Source organism: Klebsiella sp. (genome assembly GCF_027492335.1).
Lineage (GTDB): Bacteria > Pseudomonadota > Gammaproteobacteria > Enterobacterales > Enterobacteriaceae > Klebsiella > Klebsiella huaxiensis.
Genome location: NZ_JAPUEW010000057.1, coordinates 1 through 14,041 on the forward strand (window position 1 = coordinate 1; position 14,041 = coordinate 14,041).

The 14,041-nt window shown below is 43.4% G+C and carries 9 protein-coding genes, 1 tRNA gene and 4 pseudogenes; 6 read left to right on the forward strand and 8 right to left on the reverse strand.

Translation table 11 applies throughout. From position 1 onward, the window contains the following. Positions 1-277: 277 nt before the first annotated feature. The 4 genes and pseudogenes from QVF11_RS17475 to QVF11_RS17490 form a co-directional block, all read right to left on the reverse strand. Positions 278-394: pseudogene (locus QVF11_RS17475) on the reverse strand (ArsA-related P-loop ATPase); the annotation flags it as partial. Between the two features lie 17 nt (positions 395-411). Then, positions 412-773 (reverse strand): annotated as a pseudogene (gene arsD / locus QVF11_RS17480) (arsenite efflux transporter metallochaperone ArsD). 95 nt (positions 774-868) lie between these two features. Continuing rightward, positions 869-1,171: pseudogene (locus QVF11_RS17485) on the reverse strand (metalloregulator ArsR/SmtB family transcription factor). Between the two features lie 199 nt (positions 1,172-1,370). After that, entirely contained in the window at positions 1,371-2,096 is a 726-nt protein-coding gene (locus tag QVF11_RS17490) for a hypothetical protein (RefSeq protein WP_089642852.1), read from the reverse strand. A 523-nt stretch (positions 2,097-2,619) separates the two neighbouring features. Here QVF11_RS17490 and QVF11_RS17495 point away from each other — a divergent pair. After that, positions 2,620-4,554 carry an ATP-dependent nuclease gene (locus tag QVF11_RS17495; protein WP_287858456.1) on the forward strand — a complete coding sequence of 645 codons (1,935 nt, stop codon included), beginning with the start codon at positions 2,620-2,622 and terminating at the stop codon, positions 4,552-4,554. Further along, positions 4,541-6,631 carry a UvrD-helicase domain-containing protein gene (locus QVF11_RS17500; RefSeq protein WP_130975525.1) on the forward strand — a complete coding sequence of 697 codons (2,091 nt, stop codon included), beginning with the start codon at positions 4,541-4,543 and terminating at the stop codon, positions 6,629-6,631. The genes QVF11_RS17495 and QVF11_RS17500 overlap by 14 nt, the downstream gene beginning before the upstream one ends. 231 nt (positions 6,632-6,862) lie before the next feature. On the opposite strand, the pseudogene QVF11_RS17505 reads toward QVF11_RS17500, so the two are convergent. Continuing rightward, positions 6,863-7,084, reverse strand: a pseudogene (locus QVF11_RS17505) (hypothetical protein); the annotation flags it as partial. Between the two features lie 166 nt (positions 7,085-7,250). Here QVF11_RS17505 and QVF11_RS17510 point away from each other — a divergent pair. Beyond that, positions 7,251-8,198 (forward strand): hypothetical protein, encoded by a 948-nt coding sequence (locus QVF11_RS17510; RefSeq protein WP_287858460.1) that lies wholly within the window; start codon positions 7,251-7,253, stop codon positions 8,196-8,198. On the opposite strand, the gene QVF11_RS17515 is transcribed toward QVF11_RS17510, so the two are convergent. From QVF11_RS17515 to QVF11_RS17525, 3 genes are all read right to left on the reverse strand, one after another. Next, positions 8,179-9,108: a DNA cytosine methyltransferase gene (locus QVF11_RS17515; RefSeq protein ID WP_089642849.1), complete on the reverse strand. Its 930-nt coding sequence runs from the start codon at positions 9,106-9,108 to the stop codon at positions 8,179-8,181. The two genes, QVF11_RS17510 and QVF11_RS17515, sit on opposite strands and share 20 nt — an antisense overlap. Before the next feature lie 193 nt (positions 9,109-9,301). Further along, the gene (locus tag QVF11_RS17520; RefSeq protein ID WP_089642848.1) at positions 9,302-10,552 is read right to left on the reverse strand and encodes a tyrosine-type recombinase/integrase; all 1,251 of its coding nucleotides are present in this window, start codon (positions 10,550-10,552) and stop codon (positions 9,302-9,304) included. Positions 10,553-10,751: 199 nt separating this feature from the next. Then, positions 10,752-10,836 (reverse strand) — tRNA-Leu (locus QVF11_RS17525). 246 nt (positions 10,837-11,082) lie between these two features. Here QVF11_RS17525 and ahr point away from each other — a divergent pair. From ahr to QVF11_RS17540, 3 genes are all read left to right on the forward strand, one after another. Continuing rightward, entirely contained in the window at positions 11,083-12,102 is a 1,020-nt protein-coding gene (gene ahr, locus QVF11_RS17530) for an NADPH-dependent aldehyde reductase Ahr (protein WP_287858461.1), read from the forward strand. Positions 12,103-12,283: 181 nt separating this feature from the next. Then, the gene (locus QVF11_RS17535; RefSeq protein WP_112216287.1) at positions 12,284-13,156 is read left to right on the forward strand and encodes a carbohydrate ABC transporter permease; all 873 of its coding nucleotides are present in this window, start codon (positions 12,284-12,286) and stop codon (positions 13,154-13,156) included. Next, positions 13,146-14,033: a carbohydrate ABC transporter permease gene (locus QVF11_RS17540; RefSeq protein WP_139541038.1), complete on the forward strand. Its 888-nt coding sequence runs from the start codon at positions 13,146-13,148 to the stop codon at positions 14,031-14,033. The genes QVF11_RS17535 and QVF11_RS17540 overlap by 11 nt, the downstream gene beginning before the upstream one ends. Positions 14,034-14,041 lie beyond the last annotated feature (8 nt).

Consider the following 14,041-nt stretch of genomic DNA (forward strand, 5'->3'; position numbering starts at 1 on the left):
GCTGAAAAATCGGAACTCTCAAAAAGTGCGTGGAACTAAAGCTGGGATACTTACAGGATAACGATGCGCAAAACACTGCTCCCTATCAACAAAGACAACATCGAAGGCCGCTGGGATGCCTTCGTTAAGATCTTGTTGGCATGATTAACTGGTCACAAATGTCCGCTCCTGGCACTTGGCGGACCGCCTGAAACGTTGCGACGTCTGCTATGAGCGAAAGGTAGACGCCCGCATAGCGTTAACAGGAGTCCGATATTTTGAAGTGGACAGATTACTTAACACGCTTCCCTAGTTCAGCCAGACGTATAGCCGTTGCGCAGGAAATTGAGGTTTTACCTACTCCTCCCTTACCAGTAAAAAACAGGTAAGCCGGGATATTCTGTAAGAATTTCATATGTCCTCCTGACATACTCAACCACAGAAAGTTTTACCACCACAGCAACTGGTGGAAGCTAAACCCACCTTTTCCAGCGTTATACCAAACCAGCGAGCCAGTTCAGCGCGTTTTGGGTATCGCCCGACCATCACCGTTTCGCCATCCAGTAACAGTAGCGGAAGCCCTTCAGCTCCAGAAACTTCAAGGAAAGCTTTCGCTTTCTCATTCTGAACGAAGCTCATAGGCTGCTGCACTAGGTTAAAGCGTTCGATCTGGACTCCACGCCCTTCAGCCATTGCACATCAGCAGAAAAATCGACCAAAATCTGATCAACATCTGAACCACAAACGCCGGTACTGCAGCACATTGCCGGATCAAACACCGTTAATGTTGTCATCTTTAACATTTCATATTCGTAAAAACATATATGTGCAGGCAAATTTTTTAGATACAAATAGCCTTACCGCTGCCAGAGCAGCTGGCTGATGCCAGCTAACGGGCGATGGCCTGTACGTCGTCCTGTTGGCTTATCCAGGCCTGCTCAATCACCTGGGCAGCCCAGGAAGGAATATGCGGAGATAAGCGGTAATGAACCATTTCCCCTGCTTGCGATCCAGCAATAGGCCACTTTCCCGAAGCATTGCAAGGTGGCGGGAGCTCTTGGGCTGTGACTGTTCTAGCGCAGTGCAAAGGTCGCATACGCACAGCTCTCCCATCTCTCTGAGCAGCAACATGATGCCCAAACGGATTTCATCGGAGATGATTTTTGAAAAGCTGTAAAGATGAGAGCAACATTATGACTTCTTTAATGTAAAAAATAGGGTTCCCTTCATCCAGAAAAATCAATGACACATCCGAAAAACGAATATATATTTTCAACTGAACAATCAAAACTGTGTACTTCATTAATCAAACAACGATATGACCATCATTGATGTATGTAAATATCTACCCCCAAAACAAAAACACCAATTTCATTCAGCTTCAAAAAAGTTTAGAAAACATCAGTTATCTGGTTTTTCCACTGTTCCTCAGAGAGATATCGTGGCTTCCATTCCAGACCTTCCCAACCACAAACTAAAAAAGAAAGTGCAAATCGCTCATCATAACTTCCGATTGTGTTAGTTCCAACGTCAACCTTAACCACCAAACCAAGAGACTGAAGATAACCAATTGCTATCATTATCTCCTGGTAATTTATTGATAGTCTTGTTTTTATTGTTTTCAATGTTACAGAGGAATGCGGACATCCGCGGGAGCGCACCATGAGTAGGTACAAAAATAATCTCATCGCATTAAGCTCGTGAAGGCTCCGGTTAGTCATAGACTCAAAGGCCGTGATTCTGTTTTTTTCATCAACGACCCCTTTAAACGGTAGCTTACACCAATGCCCATTGGCAGAGCTAAACCTGGCAACCCTTCGGACCCCATCTTTCCGCTCGCAATTAAGCAAAATATACTTCTTCTTCCGGTCGCCAGAAACCTCAATAGCTTCAGAGCGTTCTAAGAAACGCAATCCATCGCTAACCAACTTCCTGCTCAATGAACAGAGTTGCGAAATCTGATCATAGGTGAGGCTAGCACTGTAAATACCATTTTCATCAATCTCAGATTTTAAGCAAACCAACATGAAAATTTTCAACGCTGATATACCTTGAGATACTTGGTTTTTTTTAAGTTGTTTTAAGAGACCGCAATCTCTCATAATGTAGTAAGGCATTGGTTTCCATAGAAAATTCATATCACTTACCTACAGCTATTGAGTAGACAAAAAGAAGGATGGCTATTGAGAGAGCCAACTTAGTGAGATCGTCAGAAATCAATGCTAACCTTTCAAGTAGTTTTACCATACTTTCCAATGACATATACACACCTCGTATCGAAATATTATCGCGTTTTTTCGAAGTATGCACCGTTACTTAAAAGACTAATAGTCTTTTAAGTAACATCTTTCTAGAATAAGATAAATAATAATTTGCATATAAATCAATATGATAACACTTAATTATAGTTCACGAAGATACCATTACAGTTCATAAAGTACTGCTTTTTATAAATTGCTTATGGTTCTACTGTATCCTGATGGGGTATGTTGCATCGGCTCCGAAGGTAGTGCGGAAATCCTTCATAAGGCAGCACCGTCCCTATGTGAGGGTCTTTTCTTGAGCACGACCACAAACACATTTGTATTGGCGTCGCACGCATTGCAAAAACACAATATTCCTTTAGAAGGTTGTGTCTGCATGATGGAGAAATTGACGCCTCTATCTCATTCTGATTTGAAAGTACTTTTAAAAATTCATAAAACCACTACTATCAATAGGTTATTGAACAATCTTGGTGGTGTTATGTACCTGAAAACTTTGAAAGTATGGAACTTCCGAAAGTATGGCTCTCCGGAAGAGATAGATCTAAACAAACCAAATTTATGTCTGCACCTTAAAAAAGGTCTTAATGTTTTAATAGGTGAAAATGACTCAGGGAAGACAGCGATAATAGATGCTATTAAACTAGTTTTAAAAACACATAGTTTTGAATGGATCAAAGTTGACGAAAATGATTTTTATAAAAATACAGACCGACTTAGAATTGAATTGTTTTTTGACGATATGGAAAAAGAAGCCCATCACTTTAATGAATGGATAGAATACCATCGTGACGGCGATAGGATTCATCCTTCTTTGACATTATCTTACGAGGCATATAAAAAAAATGGAAGGATAATACAATCAGATATAAATGCAGGAAGTTACAACCATGGGAAAACACTTAAATCTGAAGCAAAAGAGTATTTAAAAACAACATATTTAAAACCACTTCGCGATGCTAATTTTGATTTAACTCCTAAACAAAACTCCAGGCTATCACAAATACTTAAAACTCATGCAGCCTTTAATGATAAGGATAAAAATCATAGACTCCTTGATCTTTTTATAGAGTTCAACACTAACGTATCGCTTTACTTTGAAGGAAAAGATTCACAAGGGAATATAATTCCAGATGACAGCAAAGGTAAAGAATTAAAAGATAAAATTGAAGGATTCGCCAGAGATTTTATTGATGAATCAATATCGACAAATTTTGAAGTAACCCCAGCCAACATCAAATCTATCTTAGAAAAGTTAGCCCTGAAGATACAAGATGGAATTAATCCTGGCCTAGGAACATTAAATAAATTGTTTATGGCTGCAGAGTTACTTCATTTAGAGGAGAGTGATTGGTCTGGATTAAAACTATGTTTAATTGAAGAACTAGAAGCACACTTACATCCGCAAGCTCAAATGAAAGTTATTGAATCATTACAAAAACATAATGATATACAAATATTAATCACATCACACAGCCCAAATCTCACATCTAAAGTTCGCTTAGAAAACTTAATCCTTTGCCATTCTGGAAATGTTTTCCCTCTAGGGGAAGAATATACAAAGCTAGACGTAAAAAATGGAGATTATCTGTATTTAGAGCGTTTTCTTGATGTCACAAAATCAAATTTATTCTTTGCCAAAGGAGTATTAATGGTGGAAGGTTGGTCTGAAGAAATCCTCTTGCCAGCCATAGCAAAACTTCTAAAAAAACAAGGGGTAATTAAGAAAGACTTTACTGATGCGGGCATAGCTGTTGTCAATGTTGCCAGCGCAGAATTCATACGTTTTAGTAAAATATTCCTTCGGAATAATGAACCGCTGATTCCAATACCCATTGCAATAATCACAGATGTTGATGTTCGAGCCTTCGAAAGAAAAATAATTAATGATGATAAAGAAGATAAAACAAAAAAAAATGAGTATGATTATATAAAAATAGATGAAGATATAATTGAAGAAGAATCAACAAGGAAAGTAATTGAAAAAGAGAAGGAGTTCAACAGTCAAAATGTCAGAGTGTTTGTAACAAAGTACTGGACTTTAGAATATAGCCTTCTAAAGTCTCCTATTTTAGGTGAATATTCAAAACAAGTCCTTTGCGATATGCACAAAAACATCAACAAGGATGACATTGAAAAAGAGTTAGCAATAAAATTATTCAATAAAAGTCTATGTAAAACAGACTTTGCATATCAACTAGCTCAAATAATTGATCCATCCTCTGAAAAACACGACAATAGAATAAACTTACAAGAAGATGACAGATATATCTCTTCGTTGATTGAAGGGGTCAAATATGTCTGTAATTAAAATAAGTGATAATGATATTTTATATGCTGAATCCATTCTATTAAAAAATGGAGATCGTTTTGATCAAGAACGTATTGATTTCATAAGAAATTTACAAACTATAGATTTACAAGCAGTACCGGGCAGTGGGAAATCCACAGCGTTACTAGCAAAACTCCTTATATTAGAAAGATATATGCCATTTTCAGATGGTCGGGGTATTCTGGTGATCTCCCATACAAACGCAGCAATTGATGAACTTAAAAGTAGAATTGGAAAGCATTGTCCAAAACTGTTCACCTATCCTAATTTCATTGGAACTATACAAAGCTTCACAAATACTTATCTAGCAGGTCATTACCTGAAACTTAGGTTTAATGCTCAATTAAGAATAGTTGATGATCAACAATTCATTGAATCATTAATTAAATCTTACACGAGAATAAAATGGAATGACAATTATGGAAAACTAGCAAGTTTTTTTTACGGTAGAAATATCAATGAAGCTAAACGACTCGGGAAAAGCATTGGTAAAGAAGACAGTAAGACTATAAATAACATATGTGAATTTTTAATTGAAGAAAATATTAAAAACTTATATTTTGATTTAATAGATAGAAAATTTCAAGTTTCAGGTGAATCAACCGTTCTATTAAGTGACGAAAAGAACTTAAAATTCAAAGGATTGGAGATGTTATTCACTGATGCATTTAAAAATGGAATTCTATCTTACAGATATGCTTATATCTTCGCCAATGAATTTATCAATGCATATCCAAAAATAATTGATACCATTGGTAACAGATTTCAATATGCATTTGTAGATGAAATGCAAGATATGGATGCATTACAATATTCGCTTTTAGAGAATTGTCTTAATAATGGAAGAACAGTTTATCAACGCATAGGTGATAATAACCAAGCAATTTACAACACAGACAATGAAGAAAGTATAAACTGGGTTGGACGCCCCTCAACATTAAATATTCAAGGCAGTCATAGGCTTAGCTCGCCCATTGCAAATGTTGTAAGTAAATTGTCCCTCACACATGCCATAGTTATAGGAAATAATAATCAATCAAAAATAAAACCAATTATTTTATGTTATCGAAGTCAAGATATAAAAAAAGTCATCCCAAAATTCAATGAGCTTTATGATGGTTATTTAAATTCAGGTCAAATTCCTAAACTGGATAACTCGCTAAGAGCAAGCATTGCTTGGGTTGCAAAACCAAGGGAAGATGACAAACTATCTCTTGTAAACTTTATAAATATAGATAATTTACCAGAACTAAAGTCAAATGACTTAAATACATTGCATGACCATTTTCTTAAATTATTAAACAAGAGCAATGTGACAATAAACGACATATGCAGCTTATTAATAAACGCAACCCTATTTTTGTTGAAATCATATAGTATCAAAGATGCCGATGGATCTTTTTACACAAAAAAAACATTAACTGAATACATTAAGAAATTAGACGCGAAAAATTATGATAATTTAAAAAAACTTCTATATAGAGTTGCAAGCAAGTTCATTGTGGGTGACGCTGTATATTTTGAAATGTCTAAAAGAATAATCATTTGGATATTCAAAAAGTTTTCTAAGATCGATATTAATGACGCTAATTTCTTTCTGCAAGAAACAAAAAAAATAATAACCGCGACTCCAAACATTAAAGATGCGCATACAAATAAAAGTTCAGAGCACTATACAGGCACAATTCACTCTGTTAAGGGACAGACACACTCCGCCACATTGTACTTAGAAACTTATTTCAAAAAAAATTATGAATCCTCTGTTTTAAAAGAATTTTTTGAAGGAAAGAGTTGCATTGATATCATTAACAGTATTAGAGATGATATTAATAACATAGAGATTGAAATCACAAAATTAAAAAACGGATATGGAGAAAAAACAAGAAAAGCAAAAATAAAAACCTTGCAAGTAAGAATGGCGTTAGTTGAACGTTACGCAAAAATGATGTATGTGGGATTTTCAAGACCTCAGCACCTATTATGTTTTGCTATAGATGAGTCTAGGTATAATCAATTGCAAATAGATACAACATTGTGGGATGTAATTAATGTATGATTTTTATAGATTAAGACTAACTCAATGTATTTAGTCAAAAACACAAAATACATTGCTCTAATAGGGCCGAATACGGCCCTGAATTATTTCAGCGCCCTTAATCCATTCAAAAAAATCAGATCGAAAGTAATGATAAATCATTTGTAATTAAAAACATCCTTTTATGAATGTTCCTTAACCATTGTAATGGTGCTGTACTAGACAAGAAATAATTATGGGACACATTTTAAGTTAGTTTTCTATAAATCCCACATACCACTGCATCATCTCCCTCCTCCCCTCCATATATTGAGCATTGTCATACGTTCCACGAATTGAGTTCTTATCGATGTGAGCCAGTTGTAGCTCGATCCAAACCGATTTAAATCCCTGCTCATTCAAAATGATACTCATCGTGTGACGGAATCCATCCCCCCTAACACGCCTTACGTAACATATGTGCTTCACTACAACATCGAAAATGTTGAGTACAGTCATGAGATGAGCGGCGTCGAACAAAAACCTCATTGAATTCCAATGAAAACTGACATCTAGGATACAAAAACACCATGAATTCATTGACATAAATTGCTACTCACTGAGATCATATCACACACAGCTCCTGAATGAGGAATGAGCAATGGCAGTGAGTATCGCGGAATATTTAGGCCAAAGAACAGACGTGGAGCACCAGATTGTCCCCGTATCAAAAGGCACACTGGCGCGATGCCCTTTTATGGATCGTACCTGTGACAAAGTAAGTAAAAATAATCATCCTGTTTGCTCTGTCCGTAAACCAGACGGCACAATTTGGATCGTTTGTGAGCATAGACTTTGTTCTACCCGCCAAAAAAAGACAATCATCCTAGGTGAGCGTACACAACAAGTTGACAATGTCTTAGTTGAACATCAGAGAGACATTTTGCGGAAAGTAGCAAAACTGATTTATCAGGATCCTGAACTGCAAGATTCAGAGATTGGTGTAAAAAGAGAAGTCAATATTCCCTTACCAGATTCAGATAATAGCTACCATGCAGACTACGTGATGAGAAACTTTTCCGGTAGAGGAAGAGTTGACGAAGTCCTTCTCGAAATGCAGGGTGGCGGGGAAACGAGCAGCACAGGTGCCATTACTCGCCATATTGCCGCTTGGGCTGATCTCGAATTTCCAACAAATGAAATTCTAAGAAGACCAGTAGCAGCAAATACTATCGAAACCAACGCATGGAGACGACAACAAGAACAATTTCTTGTGAAAGGGAATGTTGTTGATCAAACTGGTGGGAAAATCGTTTTTGCTGTAGGTAGCTTACTCTATGACTATTTACACAGACGTTTTAGGAATGCGAATCTCAGGGATCTGAAAGCCCATAACTGGACATTATGTATTTTAGCTTTCAAGGAAGATACATCGGATGAACCACATCCAGGTCCGATTCCGTTGATCATTGATGACTCAAAAACATTATTCACCAACTATTCAACATTTGTAAGATTTCTAACAGATCAGGGCGCACCACGCCCTGAACTATTCGAAGGATCATTTTTACGTTTAGATAATAGTATTGTTACGATAATGCCTCGTTGAGCATCTGCTGATCTACAAGGACAATTCTTTTTCCTATCCATTCAACAATAGGGACCGCGACAGCGTTCCCTACTGCTCTGAATCGATTAGAGTCCAGTTCTCTGGAAATCCCTGCAGACGCTCGTACTCGGAAGGCAGCATCCGGCGCACATACAGCATCTGAACTTCCTCTTGAGTCAAGGGTGTAGGTTTCTCCGTCGTTCCTGTATCCTTTTGCTTGAGGTCCTGCGGTTGCTTTTCGTCCAATACTTGCATGCTGGATAGAATAGATATCTGCTTTTGATAGGCCTGTATCAGAGGTTCCGGAAGCATTTGCCCTCTCTCCTTGGCCCTGTTTATCAACGATTCTAGTTGCTCCGGGTTCAAAAAGGACTCGAGCGGAGCGCATGTCTCCAAGACTTGCGACAATGTACACTCTTCTTCTACGCTGGGGTGTTCCAAAGTATTTTGCATCCAATACTCTCCACGAAACGCCATACCCGAGTTCGACCAACGTATCGATGACAACTTTGAAGTCTTGTCCATTGTGGCTGTTGAGCAGTCCGGGAACATTTTCAATAACAAGCCATTCAGGTTTTCTTTCTTCGATGAGTTTTGCATATGTATAAAATAAGCCGCTTCGGGCTCCCTCTAGACCTTTCCGTTTTCCTTGGTTAGCTGACGACACATCCTGGCAAGGAAAACCACCACACCAAACACTGCTTTCTGGGATCTCATCAGCATTCAGTTGTGTAATATCAGTATGTAATGGTACATTTGGCCAATTCTTTCTAAGTACTTTCTGGCAAAACTTATTGATTTCGCATTGGAAAACAACTTCCATCCCTGCTTTCTCAAGACCAAGATCGAATCCACCAATCCCTGCGAAAAACGAGGATACCTTGTACTGCTTCAGTGGTTTCTTTTTCATATCGACTTTTTCATCACTTTTTGATCCGAAGATCCTAACGGAAACCAGTCCCGATGGCCACCTTTTTTTTCTAACTAAGGCCAGTTCCTTGGTATCCAGGCATTGATTATGAAACAAACTAACTGTAATTATATACAGTGCATTTTAAATTCCAACAAAAGTGTGCTTTTTTGCGAATAGTCTTCCAATTTAACTACGCTTTCGCATAGTCAAACGGGCTAATCCCCTTCTCCCGATTCACATCTAGATAATCCGCCCACCATTGCAACATCAATCGTCTCTCATCCAAATGTTCCGCCTTATGAATATAAGCCGCACGTACTAAGTTACGCTCCATATGGCTCATCTGACGCTCTACTGCATCCCTCGACCACAACCCTGATTCAATCAACGAACTACAGGCCATTGTTCTGAAACCATGCCCACAAACATCAACCTTCGTGTCATATCCCATGACGCGCAGTGCCTTGTTCACCGTGTTTTCACTCATGGGCTTATGAGGGTTATGATCGCCAACGAAAACAAAGTCACGATCACCACTGATCTTGTGGACCTGTTGAAGGATTACTAATGCCTGACGAGACAGAGGAACTAAATGAGGTGTACGCATTTTAGAACCTCGTTGCGAATGCTTAACACCTTCTATAGCTTCTCGTTCTGCCGGGATTGTCCACATTGCCCTTTCAAAATCGATCTCGGGCCAACGGGCAAAGCGCAACTCACTGGAACGAATAAAGATTAATAACGTGAGCTCAACAGCCAGACGGGTTAAAGGTCGTCCGGAGTAGCTATCAATTCGCTGGAGTAGTTCAGGTAAGCGTTTCAGTTCAAGTGCTGGTCGATGGACACGATTACTTGAAGCAACTGCCCCAGCCATCTCCTGAGCAGGATTGTAATCGATCAAACCGCTTTGCACTGCATAACGCATAATCGCATTGGTACGCTGCTGAAGACGCGAAGCCACTTCAAGACGCCCTGTAGCCTCAACTACTTTGATAGGGACAAGGAGATCGCGCGTACTAAAACTATCAATACTCCGCTTCCCAATTGCTGGGAACATATTATCTTCCAGGCTCTTCAGCACCCGTCGGCTATGTTCTTCTGTCCATTTTTTATTTGCTGCGTGCCACTCTCTGGCAACTGACTCAAAGGTAATAGCCTCTTTCGTCTGCTCTTCTTTCACTGCACGTTTGTGTTCACGGGGATCGATGCCTGCAGCAACAAGCTTTCTGGCCTCTTCCCTTTTTTGACGAGCATCAGCCAGTGACGTTTCAGGATAAACCCCAAATGCCATCAGGTGCTGCTTACCACCAAAGCGAAAGCGGAACCGCCAGTATTTTGAGCCGTTAGGGTGAATGAGCAAAAACATGCCATCCCCATCGACAAGGGTATACTCCTTTTCCTGTGGTTTTGCAGAACGCACTTTGATATCTGTCAGAGCCATAAAAGTTCTCCTTCCATGTGCCGAAGTGAGTATACAACCATTATCGAACCAACATATATACTCGGTTCTATACTCACAAGCATCTTGATGTGGGTTGACTCAGATTGACTTCTGTTGAGTGAAAAAGCGAGGAAAGCCTTGCGGATACTGGATTTCAGGCACAAAAAAAGACGTCCGTTGACGTCTATTGATGTTCCGATGGTGCCGAAGGCCGGACTCGAACCGGCACGTATTTCTACGGTTGATTTTGAATCAACTGCGTCTACCGATTTCGCCACTCCGGCACGGAAAGGATACGGAAAACGTTGTGGATTATACCTGTCACACGCTGCCATGCAAGCAGCGTTGCATCCTATCCTCATCAAGTGATGAATTTTTCATCTGCTCAGTGTGTTAGCCTCTTGAGCTCACATTTCCTCTCCCCTACTCAACCCCTCTTCCCCCCTCCTTCTGCCAAGCGTCCCCCCGCCTCATGCTCTACACTTCCTTCTTAATGATGCCAAAACTACGCCAAACCCAAGGAACCTGTCATGAGCACTATTAAAAGTTACGCCGCCAAAGAAGCGGGCGCCGATCTGTCGCTGTGGGAGTACGATGCTGGCGACCTCAAGCCGGAAGATGTCGAAGTGCAGGTGGAGTACTGCGGGATCTGCCACTCTGACCTGTCGATGATCGACAACGAATGGGGCATGTCGAGCTATCCGCTGGTAGCCGGTCACGAGGTGATTGGTCGCGTGGCGGCGCTGGGCAGCGCCGCGCAGGAGAAGGGCCTTAAAATCGGCCAGAAAGTAGGTATCGGCTGGACGGCGCGCAGCTGCGGCCACTGCGATGCCTGCATCAGCGGCAACCAGATCAACTGTCTGGAAGGATCGGTCCCGACCATTATTAACCGCGGCGGCTTCGCCGATAAGCTGCGCGCCGACTGGCAATGGGTGATCCCGCTGCCGGAAAACGTCGATATCGAATCCGCCGGGCCAATGCTCTGCGGCGGCATTACCGTCTTCAAACCACTGCTAATGCACCACGTCACGGCAAACAGCCGCGTCGGGGTGATCGGCATTGGCGGCCTCGGCCATATCGCCATCAAGCTGTTGCACGCGATGGGCGCGGAAGTCACCGCCTTTAGCTCAAACTCGGCGAAAGAGCAGGAAGTGCTGGCAATGGGTGCCGATCGCGTCGTAAACAGCCGCGACCCTGAAGCCTTAAAAGCGCTGGCCGGGCAGTTCGACCTGATCATCAACACCGTTGCCGTCGACCTCGACTGGCAGCCGTACTTTGAAGCGCTGGCGTACGGCGGCAACTTCCACACTGTCGGCGCGGTAATGAAGCCGTTCCCGGTCCCCGCTTTCACCCTGATTGGCGGCGACCGCAGCATCTCTGGCTCGGCTACCGGCAACCCGTCCGAGCTGCGCAAGTTGATGAAATTTGCCGGACGTAGCAAAGTCTCGCCGACCACCGAGCTGTTCCCGATGTCGCAAATCAACGAAGCGCTGAAGCACGTTCGCGAGGGCAAAGCTCGCTACCGCGTGGTGCTGAAAGCCGACTTCTAATGATATCCGTCACAGGGGCGTAACCTGAACGCTCCTGACTCAGGACTTCACCGCCGGGCGGCCCGTCTGCCCGGTATTTCGCCCTCTGGTCATTAAACCGTCATCTCCCCGCCATCCTTTTGCAGTCAATCCTTCTCAAAATCCGGGCTTCTACAAACGCCTGAACGAGACGTCTGCCACCATGAGAAAAACCTGGCTCCCCTGGCTGATACTGTCGCCTTCCCTGTTGTTTTTATTGCTCTTTACCTGGTTCCCGCTGGGGCGTTCGGTCTATGACAGCCTGTTCGATACCCGCATGGTCAGCGATGGCGGCCAGTATGTCGGGCTGGAGAACTTCAGCCGCCTGTTCGCCGATAGCGTCTTCTGGCAATCGCTGGTGAATAACCTGCTTTATATCCTGCTGACGGTAGTGCCGGGCGTAACGCTCGCCCTGCTGCTGGCAGTCGCCCTGACCGAAAACCACCGCGTCAACCGCTGGCTGCGCACCGCCTTCTTCTTCCCGATGATTATTCCGATGGTCAGCGCCGCCGCGCTATGGCTGTTTATCTTTATGCCCGGCCTCGGCCTGCTCGATCACTATCTGGCGAAGCTGTTCGGCCCGATGAACAACAACTGGCTGGGGCGCAGCAATAGCGCGCTGCTGGCCCTGTCGCTGATTGGTGTGTGGAAGTTCGCCGGTTACTACATGCTGTTTTTCCTTGCCGGACTGCAAAGCATCCCGGCATCGACGCGCGAAGCGGCGATAATGGAAGGCGCCACCCGCACGCAGGTGTTCTTTAAAGTAACTCTGCCGCTGCTGCGCCCGACCCTGAGCTTCGTCATTACCACGGCGCTGATTTATTCCATCACCCAGATCGACCACGTGGCGGTGATGACCCGCGGCGGGCCGGATAACGCTACCACCGTACTGCTCTACTACATCCAGAATCTCGCCTGGGATACCCATGATTTAGGTAAAGCCTCCGCCGCTACCTTCCTGACGCTGGCCGGGCTGTTCGCCTTCTCGCTGATTAACCTCAAACTGCTGGAGAAAGGAGCGCACTATGAGCGCTGAAATCTCGCCGCTGGTGTTGCGTTCACAAAGCGCATCACGCCCGCTATGGCTGCGCCTGCGCCGCTCGCAGCCCTTTACGCTTACGGTATTAATGTGCTGCCTGGCGCTGCTGTGGGTGAGCCCGTTTTTATGGATGCTGGCGACCTCGTTCAGCGCCACTACCTTCGGCGAGGATATGGCCTCCCTGCTGCCCCGGTTACCGCTGACGCTGGATAACTTTCGCGATGCCTGGGCCAGCGCCGACTGGCTAAGCCTCTACGCCAACACCATTATCTTCACCTTCGGCACCTTCTTTGTGCAGCTGTTGACCATTACCACCGCCGGCTACGTCTTCGCCTGCCACGAATTTCGCGGCAAGAAGACGCTGTTCCTGATGTTCCTCGTTCAGTTGATGATCATGCCGGTGGTGATGATGGTGCCGAACATGCTGACCCTGAAAACCTTCGGCCTGCTCAATACCCTTACCGGGGTGATGATGCCCTACTTCACCTCGGCGTTCGGCGTGTTCCTGATGCGTCAGGCGTTTCTCGCCATTCCTAAAGAGCTGGAGGAGGCGGCGCTGATGGAGGGCTGTCGCTGGTGGCAGGTGCTGTTTCGCGTGCTGCTGCCGATGTCCTGGCCGTCGGTGCTGGCCTTCGCCACCGTCAGCATTACCTACCACTGGAACGAATATCTGTGGCCGCTAATGATGCTGAACGACCCGGATAAACAGGTGCTGACCGTGGGGCTGGTCTCTTTCGCCATGGGCGCAGAATCCGGCGGTCAGTGGGGCATCATCGGTGCCGGAACGCTGATGGTCTGTCTGCCACTGATGCTGGCGTTCATCCTTTTCCAGAAACAGTTCCTGCGAAGCTTCGGCTTCTCCGGGATCAAATAAGGAGTTAT